The sequence below is a fragment of the Rhodoferax sp. genome (assembly GCF_010365055.1).
Taxonomy (GTDB): Bacteria; Pseudomonadota; Gammaproteobacteria; order Burkholderiales; family Burkholderiaceae_C; genus Rhodoferax.
Genome location: NZ_JAAFHA010000068.1, coordinates 1 through 21,904, shown reverse-complemented (window position 1 = coordinate 21,904; position 21,904 = coordinate 1). Strand labels below are relative to the sequence as shown.

Genomic DNA, 21,904 nt, shown 5'->3' with positions numbered 1-21,904 from the left:
GCGGGGTCTGGCATCAAGGGAAAAGGACAGCCGCAGTCGGGCGCAAAACGCCACGAAAAAATGTACTTGGAATGATCGACCGAGGGGTCAAAGCGATTCAATCCAAGAAGCAACTGTTGTTGCAGCGCTGCTGCATAGCGCAACAGTTGCTCGTTCCACCTGATCAGCACCAACTGAATGTGCAATTGTTCTTGACCTGGCGAGCGCGCGATGATGATGACCTCGCAGGCGAGCCAGCCGAAGGGAATACCGTGAAGTCGCAGCGTGTCTTTTAGAACGACCCGAATCAACTCACGTCGAACGTCGCTGTGCTGTGGCGTGCCGCTGGGTGTGATCGAGAGCGGTGCAGCACTGGGCGTACGTGGGTCTTTCGGGCGCCTGCGTTTCAGAAAATTCAACATGGTTCTCCCAAATATTTTTGATTAATTTGGGGCAAAGCTTAGCCGATTCCGCCAAAGCGCATCGCTCGCTTGCGGACTTTACTAACGCGTCGTCACGAGGGCGGGGCCAATATCCTGCAGGGGACCCAACGGGTTGGTTTGAACCTCGATCACGTTGACACGGGGTTGTCCGCTCCAGCCGCGGTAGACCACTACGCCATTAATCAGCAAGATCAAGGCGTTGAAGTGCCAACCGGTGGTCTCCGTGCGGCGCGAAAAGTTGGTGAAGTCGGCCAAAAAATTCCCGGTCCGTTCTTTTTGGATACGTGCTGCCGTGACCTCCCAGCCGCGGCAGGCCTCGCGCGCGTCCAGGCAGGCCAGCACGCCTGGATCAAGATCTTCGCGTCTGAGCAGCGAATTTGACACAAAGCGCCGTACGATCTCGTCGTGTGTCAGGATGGTCGTATTGGGCTGTTGCACCGGACTGATACCCAATTGGGTCATGGTGGCGACATTGCTTTGCATCGGCACCAGACCTTCGATGGCGTGACGCGCCTCGTCAAAACTCTTGAAGGGGGAGGACTCGCTGCGTGAGCGCGGCAGCATGGAAGAGCAGCCACTCACCAGCAGTACCAATGACACCAGGCAGATGCCATTAATGAGCTTGCGTTGGTTCAAGGTTGTCCCTGTTTGAGTGGGTCTGGAAAAGTGGCTGAACGCTGTAGGCATTCAAGTGCCTCCTTCAATAAATGCTAACGATTGCCGCATTCTGTCGATTGACATTCATCAAGGCAACTGGCGGCGCCCATAAAAAAAGCCCGCGTGAGCGGGCTTTTAGCTTCCGGGTCGGACTAGCCGCCGTGAATCTTCATCATCACGGGCACGATCAGCAGCGCCACGATGTTGATGATCTTGATCAGCGGGTTAATCGCCGGGCCAGCCGTGTCCTTGTAGGGGTCGCCCACGGTGTCACCGGTGACGGCCGCTTTGTGCGCTTCGGAGCCCTTGCCGCCGAAGTTGCCGTCTTCAATGTACTTCTTGGCGTTGTCCCAGGCACCGCCGCCGGTGCACATGGAGATGGCGACAAAAAGGCCGGTCACGATGGTGCCCATCAGCAGGCCGCCCAAAGCGGCTGGGCCGAGGATCAAGCCGACCAGAATCGGCACCACCACGGGCAACAGACTCGGGATCATCATTTCCTTGATGGCCGCGGTGGTCAACATGTCGACCGCCGTGTCGTACTCGGGTTTGGCGGTGCCTTCCATGATGCCCTTGATGTCGCGGAACTGGCGGCGCACTTCAACCACCACCGCACCAGCGGCGCGGCCGACCGCTTCCATCGCCATCGCGCCAAACAGGTAGGGAATCATGCCGCCGATGAACAGGCCGATGATGACCATCGGGTTGCTCAGGTCGAAGCTGATAACCTTGCCGTAACCATCCAACTTGTGCGTGTAGTCGGCAAACAGCACCAGTGCGGCCAGACCGGCCGACCCGATGGCGTAGCCTTTGGTCACGGCCTTGGTGGTGTTGCCAACCGCATCGAGCGGGTCGGTGATGTCGCGCACGCTCTTGGGCATCTCAGACATTTCGGCAATACCACCGGCGTTGTCGGTGATCGGGCCGTAGGCGTCCAGCGCTACAACGATGCCCGCCATGCTGAGCATCGACGTGGCGGCAATCGCAATGCCGTAAAGACCAGCCAGCGCATAGGCGGTGTAGATCGCCACGCAGACAAACATCACGGGCCAGGCGGTGGAGCGCATGGACACACCCAGGCCGGCAATGATGTTGGTGCCGTGACCGGTGGTCGAGGCTTGGGCGATGTGTTTCACCGGTGCATATTGCGTGCCGGTGTAGTACTCGGTGATCACCACCAGGGCGGCGGTCAGAATCAGGCCCACAGCACAGGCGCCAAATAGCTTCATCTGGCTGCCGGTGGCAGTGATGGAGTTGTCAGGCATCAGCCACTGCGTCACAAAATAAAAGGCAACAAGCGACAGCACGCCCGCCACTGCCAGACCTTTGTACAGGGCGGGCATCACGTTCTTCATGCCGGGCGAGGCCTTGACGAAGAAGCAACCGATGATGGAGGCGATGATGGACACTGCGCCCAGTGCCAGCGGGTAGACCACGGCACTGGTGCCCATGGCGGGCAGCATCAGGGCGCCCAGCACCATGGTGGCAATCAGCGTGACAGCGTAGGTTTCAAACAGGTCAGCGGCCATGCCGGCGCAGTCACCGACGTTGTCGCCGACGTTGTCAGCGATCACGGCGGGGTTGCGTGGGTCATCTTCGGGAATGCCGGCTTCAACCTTGCCCACCAGATCGGCGCCGACGTCAGCGCCTTTGGTGAAAATGCCACCACCCAAGCGGGCAAAGATGGAGATCAAGGAAGAGCCAAAGGCAAAGCCGATCAGCGGGTTGAGCATTTGCGCCAGGTTCTGGTCCGGTGTGAGGTTGCCATTGCCGACCAAAAACCAGTAAAAGCCGGTCACGCCCAACAGGCCCAGACCCACCACCAGCATGCCGGTGATGGCGCCGCCGCGAAAGGCGACGTCCAGTGCCGGGCCAATGCCTTTGGTGGCGGCCTGCGCGGTACGCACATTGGCGCGCACCGAGACGTTCATGCCGATGAAGCCACAGGCGCCGGAGAGAACCGCACCGATGACAAAGCCGACGGCACTCAAGGAGTCCAGAAAGATCGCTATAAGGATGGTGAGCACCAGGCCGACGACGGCAATGGTTTTGTACTGCCTGGCCAGGTAGGCGGCCGCACCGGTTTGAATGGCCGCTGCAATCTCTTGCATGCGCGCATTGCCGGCGTCCTGGGAAAGAATCCAACTGCGTGCCCAAAAGCCGTATCCCACGGCGATGAGCCCGCAAATAAGCGCCAGAATGAGCGCTGGGTTGCCTGTCATATAAATCTCCTGTGTGTTGCTTCGCTGAGTAGGGGTGCAACGCAATCGGCACCCCCGCTGCGTTGCTTCCTCGCTGCGAAACATCAACCGGGGATTGATGTCGACGATTGGCCAACGCGCGGACTGTACCGTGAAAAGTCCCTGTTTTGGGGCGAGGCAAGTCGGGCGTAAGTAAAATCAGGGTTAATCCTTAGGTTTTTCTGATTTTTCTGATTTAACTCAATTTTTAAAGAAACCACCATGTCCCTTGACAACGTCACCCCCGGCAAGAACGTCCCTGAATCCTTTAATGTGATCATTGAAATCCCGATGAACGCCGACCCCGTCAAGTACGAGGTTGACCATGAAACCCATGCCATTTTTGTGGATCGTTTCATGAGCACGGCCATGCATTACCCGACCAACTACGGCTATGTGCCCCAGACCATCAGCGGCGATGGCGACCCGGTCGACGTGCTGGTGATCACGCCCGTGCCGCTGATCCCTGGCGTGGTGGTGACCTGTCGCGCCATTGGTATCTTGAAAATGGAAGACGAGGCCGGTATGGACGGCAAGGTGCTGGCGGTGCCGATCGACAAGATTCTGTCGCTCTACACCCGTTGGAAAAAGCCTGAAGACTTGAGCCCGGTGCGCCTGAAGACCATTGCGCACTTTTTTGAGCACTACAAGGACCTGGAAGAGAACAAGTGGGTCAAGATACTGGGCTGGGAAGGGCCGGAATCTGCCAAGACTGAAATCATGGACGGCATTGCCAACTACAACAAGACACTACCCTGAGGTTTTTAAGTCATTTTGGCCTCTAGCCCGCATCAAGTGGGCGTGAGTAGCTATCAAAAATAAATCGCCTGCTGGTGGTAACACCGCAGGCGCTTTATTTTTCGGTGCAGTCTCAGCGCGTTGGATTCGGAAAGATCAGCCCATGCAAGCCACCCTTGTGAGCAAACGGTTGCCACTGACCTTCAGCCTGCGCCAGCCGGTCAGCCACCGCCCACCAGGCGCTGGGGTTGAGGCCGAGCCCGACATGACTGGCAATCACTTCAATGTTTTCAGTCAGTAGATTGACCTTGCAAGGTGCCTGGATGCTGGCAGGCCACGCGACGATGCCATCGGTGCGGGAGAAGATGGAGGTGGTCGGCACCGAGGGCGCCCCCGGCAGATCAAACTGTTCCACTTCGCGGTGGATGTCGCGCCCGCTCACGAGTTGGTACAAGTGCCAGGCGTTGGTGCTTTCATGCGACCCGGCAAATGGCGTGCCCAGTGTGACGACATCGCGCACGCAGTCGGGCAGTTCCTTGGCCAGTTCCCGGGCATAGATGCCACCCAGACTCCAGCCGACCAGGCTTACTTTTTGGCCCGTGACCTGGCAGGTGTCGATGACTTGCTGCTTGGCGGCCTGCAACACCCCCGCGCGCGGACCAAAGTTGGAGCCTTGGTTCCAGCCCGAGACGTCATGCCCCAGGCTTTCCAGAAAGCTGCGCATCGGCAGGGTCGATGCGTCACTGGCCGACAGACCCGGAAACACGATCACCGAGTGACCATCCCCGGCTGGCGCCTGGCGCAAAAAAGGCCAGGCCGGCAGGACGGCACCCAGTTCCCAGAAAGCCCGGAATTCCAGTGCCATCAGCCAGGCGCTCGGGGCGGGCGTGCTGGCGCCAACTGAAGTTTCGCGTTTTTGCTTGGTTGCCATAGTTGAAGATTAGCATTTTCCTGAGTGAACAGCTCAAGCGGATGTTGATCTTGATGCTGATCTCTTGGCTTTCGTCGCCTTGGTGACTTTGTCAGGCGGCGCCAGCAGCTCTCGCCCTGCTTCAAAGGCGTCCTGTAACGCGTGAGTCAATTCGTGCATCTGGGGCAACGCTTTTTTGTCGGCAATCAGACCGAAATCCACCGAGCCGGCGTAGGTCTGGATGGTGATGTTGAGCGCGACGCCATGGATCACAATCGACATCGGATGGTTGGTAAGCATTTTGGCGCCCGCCATGTACACGGGCACTTGCGGGCCGGGCACGTTGCTGATGACCAGATTGGCCAGCATCGGCAAGCGGTGCGACAGGCCGGTGGCGCTGTAGGCCTTGAAAGCGGCCTTCGCAATGCCGCCGACGATCCAGGGCGCCAGCAAGGACGGGTAATCGGTGGGGAGTACGCCTTTGAGGTCGACCATCGCGGTCTTGACCTTGCCAGTGGACGCCATGATGGTCTTCAGGCGCTTCAACGGGTCGGAAAATTGCGTGCCGAGCTCCACCACCGTCATTGACGCCTGGGTATTGAGCTCTTGATTGCCGTCGGCGCGCAGGCTGATCGGCATCGCGGCCAGCAATGATTTTTTCGGGATATCGCCGTGTTGCTCCACGTAAGTTCGCAGCGCGGTGGCACAGATCCACAACACAATGTCGTTGAATGATCCGCCCACGGCTTTGGCCATGGCGCGGCAGTCGGCAAACGGCAGGCTGACCGTGCCAAAGCTGCGCTCTCGGGTGACCGCCACGTTGAAATCGGTCATGGGGGCGAGACGCAGGGGTGATCTGGGCTGCTTTTTCTCACCAGAACCACTGAATGATTGCTGGATCACCGTGCGGCCCAAGGCGCGTGCCGCCTGGGGAATGGCTTGGATCAACTTGACGTATTGCGCCAAGGAATGGGACAACACCGCGCCTATCAATTCGCCCTTGTTGAGTTCGTGTGGCTCACCCTCGTTGCGACCATGAGCCGGCTTTGGCACTTGCCGCGGCGTTGCGCGCACGTCCATGATGGCCTGGGTCAGCGCGGTGCTTGCCTTGCCGTCCAGTGCCGCGTGGTGTACCTTGGAATACACGCCTGCGCAGAGGCTGCCGTCCAGGCGTTTGATGCGCTCAAACACATGGAATTCCCACAAAGGGCGCTCACGATCCATCAGTTGGGTGTGCAGTTCAGCGCAGACGGCCTCGGCCTGGCGCACCGTCAACGTTTTCCCTTTGACCCGTCGAATATGAAAGTCAAGGTCAACATCATCAACAGCAACCCACATCGGGTGCCCCAGGTCCAGCGGCATGAAGCCGAGCTTGCGGTTGAAGATGCTCGCCAGATGCAAGCGCTGTGCAATATGCGCCCGAAGCGCTTTGTGCAAGCTGCCTTTGAAATCCGCGGGCAGTTCATAGAGACAGAACGAACCCACGTGCATGGGCATTTCGGGCGTCTCCAGGTAGAGAAATGAGGCGTCAAGGCCGCTCAGTGTCTTCATGGTTCATCTCCTGTTGGAAGGATAACGCCACATGGCTTGCGGCACCATGGCAGGCTGGTGTTGCGCGTGTATCATGCCCTACCGACCAACCCGAAGCACAGGAATCAAAGCCATGGAAACGATGCAAAAAAAACCTGCCAACGCCTTTCAAACAGGAACGCCCGTTGCCAAAACCGTGGTCGATGGCGGTCAATATCTCACACTGCGGCTCGGTCGCGAGGAATATGCGATCGATATTCTGCGCGTGCAGGAAATACGCTCCTATGAAGAGCCCACCCGCATGGTCAATGCGCCGTCGTTCATCAAAGGGGTGGTTAATTTGCGTGGCGTCATCGTGCCGATTGTGGATCTGCGCCTGAAGCTCAATATCGACAAGGTCGAGTACAACGAATTTACGGTGGTCATTATTTTGAATGTCCGTGGCACGGTGATCGGTGCGGTGGTGGACTCGGTGTCTGATGTGGTCACCTTGACGTCGCAGTCCATCAAGGCGGCGCCGCAGTTTGAGACCGCCATTGACTCCCGCTTCATCACCGGCCTGGCCAATATTGGCGAGCGCATGCTGATTGTGATGAACATGGAAGCCTTGATGAGCAATGCCGAGATGGGCATGTTGGCGGCTGTGGCCTGAGCCAGCTTGCCTCATTTGGGATGATTTTTGGCGTGCTACAATTCACGCTTTCGCGGCTGTAGCTCAGTTGGATAGAGTACTTGGCTACGAACCAAGGGGTCGTGGGTTCAATTCCTGCCAGCCGCACCATATGAATCAAGGACTTAGCGTCGAAAGGCGCTAAGTCCTTTCTTCTTTCTGGCTTTGCACATCGCTCTGGTTGCCGTTCGGTTGCCGTTTCTCGAAACCTTCTTTGATTGCCGAACCTGCGGGATTGGTGGCTGAACTGACCCCGAATGGCTGCGCGCCATGGATGATGTCGGTATCTCTGATGTTCCACGTTTGATGATTTGCTATTAAGTTGATAGCTGCTTGCGAACGTTCTACGAGGGCTAGCGGCCTATTTGGCATATAGATGGTGCTGCGCAGGTGCTCAATCAGCTACCGCGAAGGCGGCAGAGAGCGACGAACCTCCGGCGTGCCAGCGTTGCGACTACATCCACCAGAGCGGTCATGCCGGGCGCGTTGCCTGTTGAATGGCGCTTTCCGCGCGTGGCAACGCACCCAACATCACCGCTTTCCATGTTCGTAGCTCTGTAGTTTTGGTCAGTGGCCAATGCGGAGTACCGCAATGGCGATGCACCACCAAGCTGTCGCGCAGCTTCGGCCAACAGCGCGGCCATGTGTCGCCGCCAGTCGCTGCGCTTGGTGGCAACGGCACATCACCGCTTTACCCTGTTCGATGCTCTGTAGTTTCAGCCAGTGGGCACGGCGGAGTACCGCCATGCCCAGGCATCACGAAGCTGTCGCGTGGTGTGCGTGGCTTGCGTAGTATTCGCCCGCTACGGCCACCCGCTTCGCTTTTACATAACGCCGCATTGCCCTCAGTGCCCGCCAGTCACTACGCTAAAGCTCCGTTTGGTGCCGCCCACCGCTTGCGCGCCCTTCGGGTGAAGGCAACAGGCGTTATGCAAAGTGGCCTTCGCTGGAGACGGTCGCACAGCCGTCGGCGCTCCCCGTTCGCATTCGCGCCCTACGCGCCGCCGTCTGCGCGCCCTTGTGGTGTGCCTGCACCGTGGCATCAGTCAGGCGCTGCGCGCTGCGCGCTGTGCTGCCGGTTAGTGGCCTGCGGCCAGTCATGTGGTGTGTGCCCCCACCCACCCGTGGGCCTCGCCGCTGCGCGGCTTGGCTTCGCGCTGAACTGCCCGTCCGCCCCCCGTGGGGGCTCCCTCAGTTACCGCATCAAGTCACGCCGCCTATCGGCGGCGGCCTGGCGCTGGCATGGCATTCGGCTCGATTGAAGTGGGAGAATCGACGTGATAAACCCATCGATTCCAAGAATTTCACTATGGCCGTCAAACCCTATTCGCTCGAATTGCGCTTTGCGCAAGGTGACTATGGGTTGTCAGCGCGCCGTCTGCGGGAGTTCACGGAGCTTGGTCAGATTAATGTTTTCAGTCGCGCCATCAGCGAACGATCTGAACTCAATGATCCGGCGGACTTCGTTGACGTGATTCATGTTGATGGCGATACGTTTTCTCTGGTGGGTTGCACCTTGGCGGATTTGCGCGTTGGTCACTTGCCTGCCAATAGTGGGGTGCAGCGCGATGTCGTTTTGAATGATTTGGCAGAGACAAATTACGTTAACGACTTCGTCCGTGAAGTGCAAATTCACCTTGACCGTTGTTCTGATCGCCAGGCGGTTCGCAATCAACACCAGCCTTTTTTGCCACCCGCTAAGGCCGGGGATGTCTTTGGAGTGCCATTCGTTTTTAGCACGCTGCAGCGGCGGCTACTCAGTATGGGCAAGTCAAAAGCGGGGGGTGATCAGTGGCTCAAAACAATTGAGAATTTTCAAAAGAAGGGTTTGCGGGCTGAAGAGTTTGAGTTTGCGGAACTGTCTCCTGACCTCTGCGTCCTCGACGACGAAAATGGCCAAATGTCTGCTGGTGAACTGGCGGGTTTGTGCAATTTCAAAGACCTTCGTCTTTCCGTCATTCCGGTGATCAGTAACGCACAAAAGCAGATTCGATTCGCGCAGCCGCCAGAGCGTGCACTAAAGCGCACCAAAAAGCTTCCAAAGGCACAAACCGGTCAAACACGCGAGGTGGCGGGCTTTGACCCGGTGTTGGGCTATCGAATTGAGCAGGTGGCGCACCAGACTTTGTGGGGCAATGAGAGTCACTGGCAAGCGGTTTTGTACGACGGGACTGTGCTGCAAAACGTCTGGGGGCAATCGCTATTTCCCACTAGGGATGCAGCGACCGAGCTGGCTGCGTTTCATGCCAAGCAGAATTTTCCCAAGCGATTGGCGCTGGGTCGCTTTGGCCGGTTCGCGTGGACGGGCGGCAAAGACTATCGGGAATGGTTGATCACCTTGCCGTACTATCCGGCCAGCTATCTGTCGGGGCATTTCGATGTTCGCAATGTGTTGGCACATGTGCGCTGTGACATTCGAGAAGGGGCCGATGGAAAGCGGGTGTTGATGTTGCAGGAGGTGCAAAGCGATTGGGCACAGCGCGCGCGGCGTGCGGTGAGCTCGGGCGATTCGAATTCTGATGACGAGCAGCCACCACCATTTTTCAAAGAGTGGTCAGCTTTGGCGATGAAGCTGGTTTCGTTGCATGCCGCTTTCCACGGCTTAGATGCAGTCGCTTGGACGCGGGGGGCGCATCAGGTGGTGCGCTACAACGGCCTGGGTTCTGCCGGTTTGATTGAACTGTATGACCGAACCCTACCGCGTGAGGTCAATCGGATGCTCAAGCCCATCGGCATTGCGTGTGAGATGCTAGGTGTGTTTGTGCCGGTCAATTTTGGTATCAAACAGACTGAAAATGGCTACGAGGTCTATTCGCCGGACAATGTATTGTTAGGCACGGCACCAACCTTGGAGGATGCGCAGCAGTTTGTGCCGGATGGCGCGCATGAAAAGATTTACGAGGTGCATGGGGTTCGGTTGAATGACACGGTTCGCAAGGTGATCCTGGACGTGGGTTTTCCGGCTTGGGGTTGATCGATTTACGGAGGAGAAAATATGGAACTGACTCAAGAAGGTGCTTTGCGGGCGTATGCGAAGATGATTAACACCCTGAGCACGGAGCCGATTGAAGCATTGCTGGCAGACGACTTTGTGTACGAATCGCAGTATGTCTTTGCAGCCCTTGAATCCAAGCAGGCATTTCTCGACTACATGGTGCCTAAGCTTGAAACTGTTGCGCGCGCCAAAGCTTTCGTTTATGCCGAAATGGGTACGGTCGATGCGTACTTTGAGAACCAACCTTGCGTCATACTTGCCCAGAATGAGAAATATAATTTGGTCAGTATTGTTCTTGCCAAGGTAGGCGCGGACAAGCTAATGCGTTTGGATCTATGCTGTGTCCCGACACCGCAAAGCGCGAACCGCAGTGGCGACTATCCGCAATAGCTCAGGAACGAATCAGCTAACTGGACCTCTTCAAAAACCGTGAGTTAATGTATGAATTACACGCTGGTGCCGATCGAGGAAGAATGGCTGCACACCAATGCTATGAAATATTGGCTCACAGGTGCGCGTAGGTGGCCCGCCACCTATGAGAGTTACGACTCTATTTTGCCGCCCACTGACACCGGCGCGGTTTGTTGCGTGCATTACAAAGTTTTCCAGTGTGAACTGGAGGCTTTTAGTGAGCATGCTGAACCTGAATATCGAGAGATCATCGGGTCATTTAAGCGAATATTGAAACTGTCTTGGAGCCAGCTAATTGCAGATGAGGCATTCGAGTGGCGGGAAATCCAGAGCATTCCTGGATTGAATTCCCTGCGCCTCACAAGCGCGAGCCGTGCCGTTTGTGCTCGAAACAAAGATAGGCTGTACTTTCTTGTGATTGATACACCCTACTCAGCAGAAAGCTTTGAAAGGCAAGAACAGTGGATGAATAAAATGTCGAAGCGAGCAATGTCCCAAGAAGAAACCGGCGCGCTTGCAAACCAAAGGCACAACGCCGAAAACCGTGGCGGAAGTGCTTGAGAATTGCAGCAAAATGGACGATCCATACCAACCGTTGCACAATCTGAACAATGGCATGGCTGCCGAAAGCACCGGCAAAAAAGGTAGCGGCAAAGCGAGCACCAGTCAAACTGGTGAAGTAAAGTGATCAATGCTTGCGGTGAATGCTTTCTTTAACTAAATCGGTGCGAATCATGACTTCAAAACTTCCGTCAGCGTTCGAAAGCTTGGCAGGTCTAAACAAGTTCCTTGGCGTGGCAACTATTAGTCCGGATTTTTTCATAAAACACGCACACAAGATTCTGTTCTCCACCACTTTTGTAAAGCACTTTGTGAGCTCATACCCTCAGGTTGAAGGCGCTTTTCGTGAAGCTCTGCCCTTGGGGATAGTGGAAGGCGGCATTCTCATTCACAAGTCCTTTTCATTGTTCGAATTCAAAGAGAAGGATCTGAACTGGTTTGATACACAGACGACAGAGGCACTCAAATCGCTTGTCCCAGTTGTGCAAGACGCCGAACTTCCCGCATGGCTTCAAGAGAGTAAATGGGCGATAGAGGGTGCGTTCGAATAGGCGTTTTGCGAAACAGATTTAGGGCTCCAGTAGTTTGTGTAGAAACCCGAACTTTCGGCCAATGTCGTGGAAGCTGATTTGCACCAGCCGGTCATGCTCCGCCTTTAGCCGCTGGTAAGTGACCCAGTGCATGCCCTTGGGCTTGCCACCATCACCATTCAGAATACCAGCCTCCCAGCCCAGTCGCTTGCGCAGCTTGTCCGCCCGACGGCCTGAGCGGTCCCCCACCCCTTCCTTCTGGCTCGCATAACCCAGGCCGCAACAGCTCCGGCAGGTGAAGTATTTGCTTCGCCCATAAATCACGGCAACACGCTTGCTGCAGGCTGGGCACGTAAACCATTGCCGCATCCCGCCAAACCGGCACGGTGTGTTTTGTAGATGTACCCATTGCTCAATCGACTCGCCCGTACTTCGCTTTTGGTAACAAAGCTGCACGGCTTGCAAAGCCACGCGAATGGTGATTGAAGATGTCTCCCGGTCGCAAACCGTCCAGCACCACCCGAAGCTGTTGCCATTCACCAGAAGGCCGCTGCGAGCCAGCTTACGAATGTCTAGCGGCGTGGATTCCTCGGTCACGTCCTTGCCGCAATAGGTGGCCTGCCTGCCGCTTCCACGTCCGCCCATTTCAATTCTCCTTAGTTTCTATCGAAATCATTTGGCAAATTCGGCATGGTCTTGTCACCGTCTACCGCCTCAATCACCCGCTAACCCGCATGGATGCTGGGTTTCATGCTCTTTTCTCCATGCCTGAAAAGTTGCCGATTTGAATTGGCTTTTGACGCCTATTCAAGCAGTTTTGGCGGCTCGAAGGTCTTTCAGCTTGATCAGCATGGCCAAAGTGCGCTCAAATTTGCGGTCCAGGTGCGTTTCGTACCGGGAAAGCTTCTCCAGCTTGTAGGCTTGAAGCCCCTCGCCAATGGTTTGGTTCACGATGGCGTCGTGGTGGCGGGCTGCTTTTTCTTGCTGGTGGACAAACGGCGTGATGTGCTCGGTGATGAACGCCGCCAATCCCGTGGCGTCGGCGGTGTATTCCTCGTCATCCACATAGTTTTGCCACCACTCGCGGGTGTCGGGCAGCAAGGCACGCAGGGCCTTTTCATAAGCCTGGTCGCCACCCTTGCGCAGGATGGCGCTGGCTTTGTTGCTGGCATCAATGTCATGTTTGGCGCTTTGATGGCTTTCGACCACATCCTCCGGTTTCAAGTCCATCAGATGGCGGATGTCGGTGTTCTCGCCAGATAGCCCCATCTCAAACGGTGCCGCCGCCGGAATGACGGTCTTGGCACTGCGAGCGGATTCCTTCAATCCCTTATTGATGGTGGCACCCTCGGCTTGCAGCACGCGGCGCTTGCGCCAGATCACGCTGGCCAATTCCTCAATCAAATGCTGCTCAGTCGCACCAGCGGGAAGGTGTTCGTCTATCAGCGAATTGACCAGGCTTTCATAGTCCGCGTGGCTCTCGTGGCTGAGCACGGTGTAGCGGCTCAGAATGCCGTGTTTGAGAGCGTTGAAGCGGACGACTTCATAAGCTGGGGGCTTTGTCTCTACGGCGAGCGGTGCGGCGGGATTCGACGCGGCCTTAGGAATTGCGGTATTGGTGGTGATGGTGTTCATGAAGGGCTTTCGGTGTTTCGGAAATTCGGTTTTGAGGTTGAGGTCAAGAAGTCAACGAAGGCTTGGCAAGGTGCATCTCGGCTATTCGCAGTACGCGCGCCAAAGTGCTGTGCCAACGCCACATCGCTGTCCGTACCGGCTGCCGCGACCCGCAGCAATGCAGGTCGGGCAGTTGAAGTGGTGCGCGTGGTAGGCCGCCGCCAGCTCTTTCCAGTCCAATGGGTTGTCGGGTGGATCGGGTGAATGGCACGTCGCTTGGCTTGTTGCATCGTTCGCCGCTGTCAGCCAGTCGATCAACAGCGCCTTGCTGCTTCGGATGAGCTCACGCAGGTCGGCCGTAATTTGGCTGCGCGGTGTCACTGCCAGCCCGCCTGCGGGAGCTAAGGAGAGGTTCAATCCTGCGTGGGCGAGTTGGGCCATCACCGTTTCTACGGCTAGCGTGGTCATCAGAAAATCTCCACGTCATCAAGCTGACCGGCACCGATACCTGAACCGACACTGTCGTCAACGTCCTGAATCTCGCAACTCGGCGCAACTCTCGCAACTGAGGGGCTTGCTTTGTCCGTTGCGGCACGCTCCACCGTGCGCACTACCGTCCAGCGCTTCAAGCCGTTGGTCTTGTTGGCAAGCACCAGGCGCAGCCCGGTGCAAAGTTGCCCGGCGTGGCGCTCCAGCCATCTGCCCAAAATCCGCACATTGAGCTTGCTGTTTTGCCCCGCAATTTCATCGAGCGCATCAAATAGAACGGACTGGGCACCGAATATCTCCATCGCTTTGGTGATGGCCTGCGCCGGTGACGTGGGCGTGGTGCCAAAGGTAGCTATCCAGGCGTTCAGTAGTGCCGCCAGCTTGGAAGTTTCCGGGTTCTCGGATGCGGCACGGTCGATTGAATCCGCAGGGTCCACAAACAAGGGCAAGTCGGTTAAGTCCCGGCCTGACTCCATCATGCGTTCCCGAAGCCAGCACAAGGGCTGCCGCACCAAGTCGTCCCATAGCTCGAATGAAGCAATACGCCCCGTCGCCACCTTGGGTCGGCCAGCCGCAATGTAGGCCCTCACAATGGTCAGCGCGGCCACCACCAAGGCTTGGCGGTTGTTGCAGACCTCGGTGAGTGGGTCGAACTCGAACTCGCGTTTGAAAGGCGTTTCAATTTGCGCATCCAGGCGCGCCAACAATATCCGGCGGTGGGTGTCCCCGGTTAAGACGAGGTTATTGCCGGACACCAGAAACAGCGCGCGGTTCGGCAACTCCACATTCTCCGAGACGCCCAACACGCGGTCGGCAAACAGGGACGATGTCAAGAACGAGTCGATCACCGAGTTGCCTAAGGGCTCGCGCACGTTGTCCCACAGCAGCACCTTGGAGCCACCGCGCAGCGCGGCAAACAGTCGCTTGCGGCACTCGTCCTCTTCATTGGTGGGCGGCAGCACGGCTACATCTCCGCCAGTGGCCAGCGCACCAATGCACTTTGCCAACAAGGTTTTGCCGGTGCCCGCCGCTGGCGCATCAAAGCCGGTGGCCGGGCAGGTGGGCAGTGCGGGGCGCAAACAGGCGGACAACATGGCAGCCAAGGTGACACCTATGGCGACTTCATCTGCAAAGGGGAACAACCGAATCGGGTGCCAGAGCTTGGCCAACGCGTCCAGGGCTTGATCAATTGTGGGTGACTGCGGCACTGCCAGCGGATAGGCTTCGGTGGTGACGTACATCAGCCCGGTAGCAGGGTCATGGCCAGGCTCGTCAAGCACGCTGCCGTCGGGTCGCAAAGTGGGTGCCGTGGTGACCGCCGTCAACTTGCGAAAATTGCGGCTGCCGTGTTTGGCAATGATGGCGTTGGCAATGTAGGTGGGTGCGTCTTCTGGGATTTCTCGGGTGGAGGTCACGTTGCCGTCGTCATCGCGCTCGGTCTTGACGCTGTAGAACTCGGCCACCCGGCCCGCATGATCCACCAGCCAGTCCCGGCTGACCGGGGTGGCTTTGCCGTCCGCGACAAACGCGATGGCATTGGTGCCAAAGTCAAACAGCTCACTGCGGTCGCGCAAGACATGCAACACGGCATCGGTAGAGTCCACCCGCATGCCCCGGCCCAACTGAACCCGTGCCGACTGGCGGCGCAGCTCGTAGCGCATGCCGCCATGCCGGTGTGAAAACAGGTCCGGGCGGGTGCCGTTCAGCAGACGGGCCACAGCCACGCGCCGATCAGTGTCTGGGTCCAGTGGGTCGGCAAACCGGGCGTTGTGCCAGCGGTGCGGGTTGTCCAGAAGCTGGGCCACATTCACCACCTGGCCGTCGGCGCAAGTCAGCTCATAGTCACCCATCAGCACTTGGTGCACCGCAGCGCGCTCCAGTACGTTGGTGGCTTGCGCCAGCTTGATGCCACGGCGCTGCGCCAGAGCAGGTGCCTTGTCTGCCACCCAATTACGCCGGGCGGTCTCGCATTTTTCAGCTACCGCTGCGCGTGCCGTCTTTTGTCCGGCCTGAGCCTGCTTCTTGATCGAGGGCGTGGCGCTGTCGATCAGCAGGCGAAGGTTGAATTGGGTCGTTGCGTCCCCGTAAATCACGCCGTCAACCCCAGCGCGGGTCACGCCGTCCACCAACACCGATGGTCCGGCAAAGTCCAGCCGCTCTGGCTGCCAGACGGATACATCGACAAGGCATCTTGGCAGACGCTGGCCTGCGGCACCTACTTCGCACCAGCCATCACCCAGTGTGGCCCACAGCAGGGCCTCTAACGCCTTGCCTGCCTCGGGGATCAGGGTGGCGTCCAACACGGGGATGTACAGGCGGTGGCGGGTCAAGCCGGACAAGGTGCGGCCATCCGGTCCAACGCACCCCGCCGACGCGCTGGGCCGCCAAAGCATGGAGGCTTCGGCCAAAGCTGGCGCGGCTGCAATCAAGCGATCCCGAAACTGCAATGCAGACAGTTCGCCGTCGGGCAAACCGTCGTGGTCCAGCATCATCACGCCCGGCGCGGCCCGGAACTTGAAGTTCTCGCGGGTGCGGGCGATGGCACCTACCTCTTGCGTCTCGGTATCCGCTTGGGTGCAGACTGCCACAGAATCATCTTTGGTAACACCCCATGTGACCGCTTGCGCGCTGGTCAGTGCGTCCAACTGGGTCTTGAGCTCGTGCAGATCGGCCACGATTACCCGTTGCGCCTGACCCCGGCTGAGCATGGCCGAAGTTTCCTTGCGCATGCCGCCATCGGCGTTGATGCCAATGATTTTGGTCAAGCGGGTTGGCTTGATGCTGGTGATCACTGTGAATGCCAATGGCAGTGTGGGCAAATCTGCGCAGTTGTGAGAGTTGTCTGGAGTTGCGAGATTTGGGGTGGCTTCGTTCGGGTCGTCCTGGACCTTGAAAGCGTCTTTCATGACTACAGCCCCACCATGGTCATCAACGCTTTGCGCTTGATGTGCAGCGCCAGCACCAACTCACGGATTTCGGCGTCGGTCTTGCCGGAAATGCGGGCGGCGTTCAGCGACTCAATTTCATTCGCTGGCCAGCCCACGGCCCGTGGCCCCAGGCTGACGGGTTTGGTCCACAAGCCTTGCGCAATGCGCAGGTAGATGGTGGAGCGGGAGTAGCCAGACTGGGATTTGGCAGCCGGGATTCGCAGGATGGTGTGCGTCATGTTGGCACCTCGTTGGGTGTTGTTGAACATGCCGCGATTGAATCGCCGTGTCGCGCTTTCGTGAACTGCTGCTGCCTAGCAGCGGCTAGCCTGTGCTTAGCAGCGACTAGGCTCAGGCGTGTTGGTCAAAGCCCTGCGTGCAGCGTCGTAGGACATATCCAGCGCAGCGCATTCTTGCTCCGCGCAAAGGGTCCTTGACGAGTACTTGCCACTTGCCCATAGTTCTTGAATATTTCTCTTTTTGTCCCTGGAGCCGCCGGGCTGATCGTGCAGCGCATTCGCGGCGGTCTGGGCGGTTTTTTTGCGCCACTCGGATGTTCCCAAACCAGGTGGCTCAGTTGCATCGGCGCTACTAACAGCGGCAAAATCCTCCGCCTCAATCTGTTCTACATGGGCCCGACAAAACAACCCACTTTCCAGTGACGGCCAATCCGGGTGTTCTGAAAAAGTGCCGCGTGTACCCCCATAGATCGGGTGAATATCCAAAAGGCGGGATTCCGCTATCTTGGCCTTAATAAAAGCCACCGCGTGCAAGCCCGGTAATTTGTTCCACCGCTCGATCAGCGCCGCGCCTACGATGTAGCGGTCAGCCGGGTCAAACTGGTTGATGTCATCTTCCCTAAACCAACAAGCCATCAAAGGGGCGATGTAGTCGTGGGTGTCACTACCCGTTGCATAGAAAAAACGGGGGGGTGGCACTAACTCGTTGGCATTTAAATACGCGGCTAAACCCCCATCCTTTGGACCAAGCCATATCCATGCAGCCAGTTCCTCGGGTGTGGCACCCAGCCGCCGCGTCAATTGGTGCATGGCATTGGGGTACGCGATGTACCGGGCAGAAACTGTCGGCCCTGTTGAAGGCGCGCCATCCACGTTTTGACTTAGTTTTCGCTCGGGAAAGTAGTCACCCCGCGCCAGCCGCTGCTGCGCATCCATGCGGGCGAGCTCCTGCTTGAGTTCTGTCAGTCGGGTTTCCTTGAGCGCCAGCTCGGCGGCGGTTGGTGTCGCAACTGCTTCCCACTCGGCAACCTGCGTCTTTAGGCTGATCATCTGCTCAAAGAAGTCCCACCAAAATTTTTGATCTTGTGCCGTGGCTGGGTCATGCTGGTAGTCCAACTGCAAGGCCACGCTACGCCGCTGGTTTGCTGACAATTTGTCCCACGGCATCGGGAAAAACTCTTGCTCAACCCGTTGGCGCAGGGGGTCGGGTAGGTCGCAGAGTGGGGTTTCGAACCAATCTTCAAACGCCCAGGTCAGTGAGTCAAAATTGTCCATTACGCTCCCGTTGCTGTGGTGAAATACACGCTGTTAAACGCTATGGCATCTACTTTACATGGCCCGACCAAGGCGGAATGTTGAATAACTGCCAATGGCAATCGGATCACGGTCAGGGACAGGAAAACAAATAAATGGCGCTTTCGCTCAACAAACCCAAGCTAGACAACCTCGCCAACGAAATCTGGAAATCTGCCGAGCGCCTGCGCGGCAAGTTCAAGGCTTACGAGTTTCAGAGCGTCATCCTGCCCATCATCGTCATCCGCCGCCTGGAGTGCGTGCTGTTGGCCTGGCGCAAGTCCAAAAGTGCTGAAGTGCTGGCCAAGCGCCCCACGCTGACCGAGGCAGATCTGGCCAAACAGGTGAAAGGGCTCGAACTCAACCCTGAGCAGTCACCGTTTTCCAATGCCACCCATTGGACCTTGCGCAAGGTTGTTGAGGACGACCCAACCTTGCTGGAAGAGAACTTTAGGGCCTACATCAACGGCTTCTCCAAGAACGTTGACGACATCATTGAGCACTTCAACTACCGCGCCACCATTGGCCTGATGGTCAAGAACAATCGCCTTGCCCCCATCCTCAACCAATACAAAGAGCTGCCCCTCGGCCCCGACCACCTGTCGGGCCTGGAGATGGGCTACATCTACGAAGAGCTGCTGCGCCGCTTCTCGGAGCAAAGCGGCGACGAAGCCGGGGAGCACTTCACCCCGCGCGAGGTCATCCGCCTCATGGTGGAGCTGCTGGACATTTCTGTGGCCGACCGGCACATCTCCATCTATGACCCGGCCTGCGGCACTGGCGGCATGTTGTCGGTGGCCAAGGAGCACTTGCTAGACCGCGCCGCCACCCCCGCCCAGCGTGCCAACGTGGACAAACTGGTTACCATGCACGGGCAAGAACTGTCCCCCACCAACTACGCCATTTGCCAGGCCGACTTGCTGATCAAAAAAGACAAGCAGGCCAAAATATTCTTGGGCAACTCGCTCATTCCGCATGTCTTGCACAGCCGTGAACCGGGCGACCAGTTGGCGGGCAAAGCAGACCGCTTCAACTACATGCTCAGCAACCCGCCTTTTGGCGTGACCTGGGGCGGCAAAGACGGCTATGAGACCGAGGCGCGCAAGCTCAGCAAAACCCGCTATGTCGCCGGGCTGCCCCGGGTGAACGACGGCGCGCTGCTATTCCTGCAAACCATGCTGGCCAAGATGATTGACCCGGCCAACGGCGGCAGCCGCATTGCCATTGTCTTCAACGGTTCGCCCTTGTCCAATGGCGACTGTGGCTCGGGCGAGAGCGAAATCCGCCGCTGGATTCTGGAAAACGACTGGCTCGACGCCATCGTCATGCTGCCCGACCAGCTTTTCTACAACACCGGCATTTACACCTACATCTGGCTTCTGCGTAACGACAAGCCCGCCAGCCACAAGGGCCGTGTGATGCTGATCGACGCTAGAGCGCAGTTCGAGAAAGAGCCCAAGGCCTTCGGTAACAAGCGCAACCGCATGACCGACACCCACCGCCAGTGGATCGAGACCCGGTATCAAACAGGCTGGAAAGCGGATGGAAAAACGGATGGCAAGACGGGCGGGGCCTCTGCGACTGCTACACCTACTGCTGATCCCCACATCAAGCTATTCAAGCCCAAAGACTTTGCCTTCCATAAAGTCAAAGTCGTGTTCTGGCAGACCGACGCGCACGACCAGCCCGCCACCGTGACTGAGCCGTATGAAAAAGCCTTTACCGCTGCCAACCTGAAGAAGGAGCAAGAGTTTCACGACAGCGACATCAGCTTCAGCCTGCGCGTAAGGGCGGCCGGCAAAGAGAAAACCGTCACCATCGCCCTGAAGCCTGGTGACAGCGCCGCGAAGAAGCTGAAAGCTGCGTTGGGTGACAGCACTACCCTGTGGCCCGAGATTGTGTCGGTGCAGTGGACGCACCGGCACTACGTGGCCGACGACGAATACATCCCCCACGGCGAAGACATTGCCGCCTTCTTGGAGCGGGAAATCGCCAAACCCATCATCCGTTGGGAAGACAGCCCGCAGCTCGGCTACGAAATCCTGCCCAACAAATACTTCTACCGCTACCAGCCACCCACACCGGCCAAGGACTTGCTGGCCGAGTTTTGGCGGCTGGAGAAGGAGGCGGAAAAGATGTTGGAGGGGCTGGCGAAATGAGTGTCACTGGCCACGGTACAACAGTAGAGTCAAGCTTGCTCGGTCAATCGCCGGATAATTGGCGAGTTGATCGTATTCGCGATCATTTGTCGGGCATTGTGGGCGGCGAGTGGGGTGACGATCCCGATGCGCATGATGAGGGGGTCGAGCTACCAGTGATTCGCGTCGCTGATATTCGTGATCTCGATCTGACGGTTCAAGGTCTTACCATTCGGCGAATCAAAGAGTCGAAGCTAACTGGACGATTGATTGGAACGCAGACGATCCTTCTCGAAAAATCTGGTGGTGGCGAGAACAAGCCCGTTGGGCGAGCGGTGCGCACGAACATGGTGACGTTTGATGCCGTTTGCTCGAATTTCATGGCGAAGGTTGACTGTTGCGGCACTGTTGCGCCTTCATTTGTTGTTTACACACTCGATGCCCTTTACTCTTCCGGTGTGAACGGTGCTTGTATTCAGCAAACGACCGGTATTCAAAATCTGCGCGTGTTGGATTACCTGAACACAAAGGTCGCGTTTCCCCCCGTGCCCGAACAGCGCCGCATCGCGGCCTATCTGGACGCAAGCTGTGCCGCCATCGACGCAGCCGTTTCCGCCAAACGCCGCCAGCTTGACACCCTGGACGCCCTGCGCAAGTCCATCATTCAGCGGGCGGTGACGCGGGGTATTGCATCCGACGCTGCACCCGAAGCCACGGGCAATGTGTGGTTGGCCGAAATTCCGCGCGGCTGGAAGCTGGTGGCGCTCAAACGGATTGCCGAGATTCGCGGTGGCCTGACCCTGGGCAAGCAATACGAAGGCAAGCTGATCGAGCGCTCCTACCTGCGCGTGGGCAATGTGCAAGACGGCCACCTCGATTTGGCGGATGTATCGGTGATCGAACTCCCAGCCAGTGTGGCGGCGGGTGTGGAGCTGTGCCCGGATGATGTGCTGATGACCGAAGGCGGCGACCTGGACAAGCTGGGGCGCGGGCATTTGTGGCGCGGTGAGATTCCGGGTTGCCTGCACCAGAATCATATTTTTGCCGTGCGCTGCTTTGCGCACAAGCTCAAACCTTTGTTTTTGGCCTATGCCACAGCGGCGCAATACGGGCGAGACTACTTCGAGGCCACCGGCAAAAAGACCACCAACCTGGCCAACACCAATGCCACCAAGGTTGGTCAATTTCCCATCCCGCTGCCGCCGCTGGCAGAGCAGGTGGCCATCTGCGCCTATCTCGATGAAAAGACGGCAGAGGTGAAACGCATCACCGCGACCATCACCGCCCAAATTGAAACCCTCATCGGCTACCGTAAATCCCTGATCCACGAATGCGTGACCGGGCAACGGCGGGTTACAGATGCGGACGTTCGGGCCTTGGAATGAACGCGGCGCTGCATCAGTTACGGCTTAGAAGTTGCTACTATTTTTATAGCTGCTTGCGCACATTCCACGAATACGAAGGGACTTCCCGCTTCCCGGTAACGGCATCAAGTGCCAAGATTGGGTTTGGAAGTCAATCTGCAACCTTTAGAAGGAGA

The 21,904-nt window shown here is 57.7% G+C and carries 18 protein-coding genes, 1 tRNA gene and 1 pseudogene; 9 read left to right on the top strand and 11 right to left on the bottom strand.

Translation table 11 applies throughout. The features are described 5' to 3' along the window. From GZ093_RS14470 to GZ093_RS14460, 3 genes and pseudogenes are all read right to left on the bottom strand, one after another. A pseudogene (locus tag GZ093_RS14470) lies at nt 1-398 on the bottom strand (hypothetical protein); the annotation flags it as partial. 84 nt (nt 399-482) lie between these two features. Further along, the gene (locus tag GZ093_RS14465) at nt 483-1,058 is read right to left on the bottom strand and encodes a hypothetical protein (RefSeq protein WP_296487057.1); all 576 of its coding nucleotides are present in this window, start codon (nt 1,056-1,058) and stop codon (nt 483-485) included. A 173-nt stretch (nt 1,059-1,231) separates the two neighbouring features. Then, nucleotides 1,232-3,301 carry a sodium-translocating pyrophosphatase gene (locus GZ093_RS14460; RefSeq protein WP_296487056.1) on the bottom strand — a complete coding sequence of 690 codons (2,070 nt, stop codon included), beginning with the start codon at nt 3,299-3,301 and terminating at the stop codon, nt 1,232-1,234. Between the two features lie 240 nt (nt 3,302-3,541). Between GZ093_RS14460 and ppa the strand changes: the two genes are divergently transcribed. Beyond that, nucleotides 3,542-4,078, top strand: a complete 537-nt coding sequence (ppa, locus tag GZ093_RS14455; RefSeq protein ID WP_296487054.1) for an inorganic diphosphatase — start codon at nt 3,542-3,544, stop codon at nt 4,076-4,078. Between the two features lie 112 nt (nt 4,079-4,190). Here the strand turns inward: ppa and GZ093_RS14450 are convergent, their stop codons facing one another. After that, nucleotides 4,191-4,988: an alpha/beta hydrolase gene (locus GZ093_RS14450; protein ID WP_296487052.1), complete on the bottom strand. Its 798-nt coding sequence runs from the start codon at nt 4,986-4,988 to the stop codon at nt 4,191-4,193. 33 nt (nt 4,989-5,021) lie between these two features. Continuing rightward, entirely contained in the window at nt 5,022-6,518 is a 1,497-nt protein-coding gene (locus GZ093_RS14445; protein WP_296487050.1) for a wax ester/triacylglycerol synthase family O-acyltransferase, read from the bottom strand. A gap of 112 nt (nt 6,519-6,630) precedes the next feature. On the opposite strand from GZ093_RS14445, the gene GZ093_RS14440 reads away from it, so the two are divergent. The 6 genes from GZ093_RS14440 (at nt 6,631) to GZ093_RS14415 (ending at nt 11,685) form a co-directional block, all read left to right on the top strand. Then, nucleotides 6,631-7,149: a chemotaxis protein CheW gene (locus GZ093_RS14440; protein WP_296487048.1), complete on the top strand. Its 519-nt coding sequence runs from the start codon at nt 6,631-6,633 to the stop codon at nt 7,147-7,149. A gap of 52 nt (nt 7,150-7,201) precedes the next feature. Next, nucleotides 7,202-7,278 (top strand) — tRNA-Arg (locus tag GZ093_RS14435). Nucleotides 7,279-8,266: 988 nt separating this feature from the next. Continuing rightward, nucleotides 8,267-10,141, top strand: a complete 1,875-nt coding sequence (locus GZ093_RS14430; protein WP_296487046.1) for a hypothetical protein — start codon at nt 8,267-8,269, stop codon at nt 10,139-10,141. 21 nt (nt 10,142-10,162) lie between these two features. Beyond that, nucleotides 10,163-10,552: a hypothetical protein gene (locus GZ093_RS14425; RefSeq protein WP_296487044.1), complete on the top strand. Its 390-nt coding sequence runs from the start codon at nt 10,163-10,165 to the stop codon at nt 10,550-10,552. A 51-nt stretch (nt 10,553-10,603) separates the two neighbouring features. Then, the gene (locus GZ093_RS14420) at nt 10,604-11,134 is read left to right on the top strand and encodes a hypothetical protein (RefSeq protein ID WP_296487042.1); all 531 of its coding nucleotides are present in this window, start codon (nt 10,604-10,606) and stop codon (nt 11,132-11,134) included. A 173-nt stretch (nt 11,135-11,307) separates the two neighbouring features. Beyond that, nucleotides 11,308-11,685, top strand: a complete 378-nt coding sequence (locus tag GZ093_RS14415; protein ID WP_296487040.1) for a hypothetical protein — start codon at nt 11,308-11,310, stop codon at nt 11,683-11,685. An 18-nt stretch (nt 11,686-11,703) separates the two neighbouring features. Here GZ093_RS14415 and GZ093_RS14410 read toward each other — a convergent pair whose 3' ends face one another. From GZ093_RS14410 to GZ093_RS14385, 6 genes are all read right to left on the bottom strand, one after another. Then, nucleotides 11,704-12,309 (bottom strand): hypothetical protein, encoded by a 606-nt coding sequence (locus GZ093_RS14410; protein ID WP_296487038.1) that lies wholly within the window; start codon nt 12,307-12,309, stop codon nt 11,704-11,706. Nucleotides 12,310-12,471: 162 nt separating this feature from the next. Beyond that, the gene (locus tag GZ093_RS14405; RefSeq protein WP_296487036.1) at nt 12,472-13,299 is read right to left on the bottom strand and encodes a hypothetical protein; all 828 of its coding nucleotides are present in this window, start codon (nt 13,297-13,299) and stop codon (nt 12,472-12,474) included. 81 nt (nt 13,300-13,380) lie between these two features. Continuing rightward, nucleotides 13,381-13,746 carry a hypothetical protein gene (locus GZ093_RS14400; RefSeq protein WP_296487033.1) on the bottom strand — a complete coding sequence of 122 codons (366 nt, stop codon included), beginning with the start codon at nt 13,744-13,746 and terminating at the stop codon, nt 13,381-13,383. Further along, a complete protein-coding gene (locus GZ093_RS14395; protein ID WP_296487031.1) occupies nt 13,746-16,673 on the bottom strand; it encodes a hypothetical protein in 2,928 nt (975 codons plus the stop codon). Before GZ093_RS14395 ends, GZ093_RS14400 begins: the two co-directional genes overlap by 1 nt. 2 nt (nt 16,674-16,675) lie before the next feature. Next, nucleotides 16,676-16,933, bottom strand: coding sequence for an AlpA family phage regulatory protein (locus GZ093_RS14390; protein ID WP_296487028.1), 258 nt, complete (start codon nt 16,931-16,933; stop codon nt 16,676-16,678). A 96-nt stretch (nt 16,934-17,029) separates the two neighbouring features. Then, on the bottom strand, nt 17,030-18,208 hold the full coding sequence (locus GZ093_RS14385; RefSeq protein ID WP_296487026.1) for a hypothetical protein: 1,179 nt from the start codon (nt 18,206-18,208) through the stop codon (nt 17,030-17,032). Nucleotides 18,209-18,342: 134 nt separating this feature from the next. On the opposite strand from GZ093_RS14385, the gene GZ093_RS14380 reads away from it, so the two are divergent. Then, nucleotides 18,343-20,385, top strand: coding sequence for a class I SAM-dependent DNA methyltransferase (locus tag GZ093_RS14380; RefSeq protein ID WP_296487024.1), 2,043 nt, complete (start codon nt 18,343-18,345; stop codon nt 20,383-20,385). Further along, complete coding sequence (locus GZ093_RS14375; RefSeq protein ID WP_296487022.1) at nt 20,334-21,749, top strand: restriction endonuclease subunit S; 1,416 nt, start codon at nt 20,334-20,336, stop codon at nt 21,747-21,749. Before GZ093_RS14380 ends, GZ093_RS14375 begins: the two co-directional genes overlap by 52 nt. Nucleotides 21,750-21,904: the final 155 nt, after the last annotated feature.

What these genes read in the sequence shown, in the direction of transcription:
- GZ093_RS14380 (WP_296487024.1), top strand. Translation starts at nt 18,343, where the DNA reads ATGGCGCTTTCGCTCAACAAACCCAAGCTAGACAACCTCGCCAACGAA.
- GZ093_RS14440 (WP_296487048.1), top strand. Translation starts at nt 6,631, where the DNA reads ATGGAAACGATGCAAAAAAAACCTGCCAACGCCTTTCAAACAGGAACG.
- ppa (WP_296487054.1), top strand. Translation starts at nt 3,542, where the DNA reads ATGTCCCTTGACAACGTCACCCCCGGCAAGAACGTCCCTGAATCCTTT.
- GZ093_RS14460 (WP_296487056.1), bottom strand. Translation starts at nt 3,301, where the DNA reads ATGACAGGCAACCCAGCGCTCATTCTGGCGCTTATTTGCGGGCTCATC.
- GZ093_RS14395 (WP_296487031.1), bottom strand. Translation starts at nt 16,673, where the DNA reads ATGAAAGACGCTTTCAAGGTCCAGGACGACCCGAACGAAGCCACCCCA.
- GZ093_RS14390 (WP_296487028.1), bottom strand. Translation starts at nt 16,933, where the DNA reads ATGACGCACACCATCCTGCGAATCCCGGCTGCCAAATCCCAGTCTGGC.
- GZ093_RS14445 (WP_296487050.1), bottom strand. Translation starts at nt 6,518, where the DNA reads ATGAAGACACTGAGCGGCCTTGACGCCTCATTTCTCTACCTGGAGACG.
- GZ093_RS14420 (WP_296487042.1), top strand. Translation starts at nt 10,604, where the DNA reads ATGAATTACACGCTGGTGCCGATCGAGGAAGAATGGCTGCACACCAAT.
- GZ093_RS14405 (WP_296487036.1), bottom strand. Translation starts at nt 13,299, where the DNA reads ATGAACACCATCACCACCAATACCGCAATTCCTAAGGCCGCGTCGAAT.
- GZ093_RS14400 (WP_296487033.1), bottom strand. Translation starts at nt 13,746, where the DNA reads ATGACCACGCTAGCCGTAGAAACGGTGATGGCCCAACTCGCCCACGCA.
- GZ093_RS14425 (WP_296487044.1), top strand. Translation starts at nt 10,163, where the DNA reads ATGGAACTGACTCAAGAAGGTGCTTTGCGGGCGTATGCGAAGATGATT.
- GZ093_RS14385 (WP_296487026.1), bottom strand. Translation starts at nt 18,208, where the DNA reads ATGGACAATTTTGACTCACTGACCTGGGCGTTTGAAGATTGGTTCGAA.
- GZ093_RS14450 (WP_296487052.1), bottom strand. Translation starts at nt 4,988, where the DNA reads ATGGCAACCAAGCAAAAACGCGAAACTTCAGTTGGCGCCAGCACGCCC.
- GZ093_RS14430 (WP_296487046.1), top strand. Translation starts at nt 8,267, where the DNA reads ATGTGGTGTGTGCCCCCACCCACCCGTGGGCCTCGCCGCTGCGCGGCT.
- GZ093_RS14415 (WP_296487040.1), top strand. Translation starts at nt 11,308, where the DNA reads ATGACTTCAAAACTTCCGTCAGCGTTCGAAAGCTTGGCAGGTCTAAAC.
- GZ093_RS14410 (WP_296487038.1), bottom strand. Translation starts at nt 12,309, where the DNA reads ATGGGCGGACGTGGAAGCGGCAGGCAGGCCACCTATTGCGGCAAGGAC.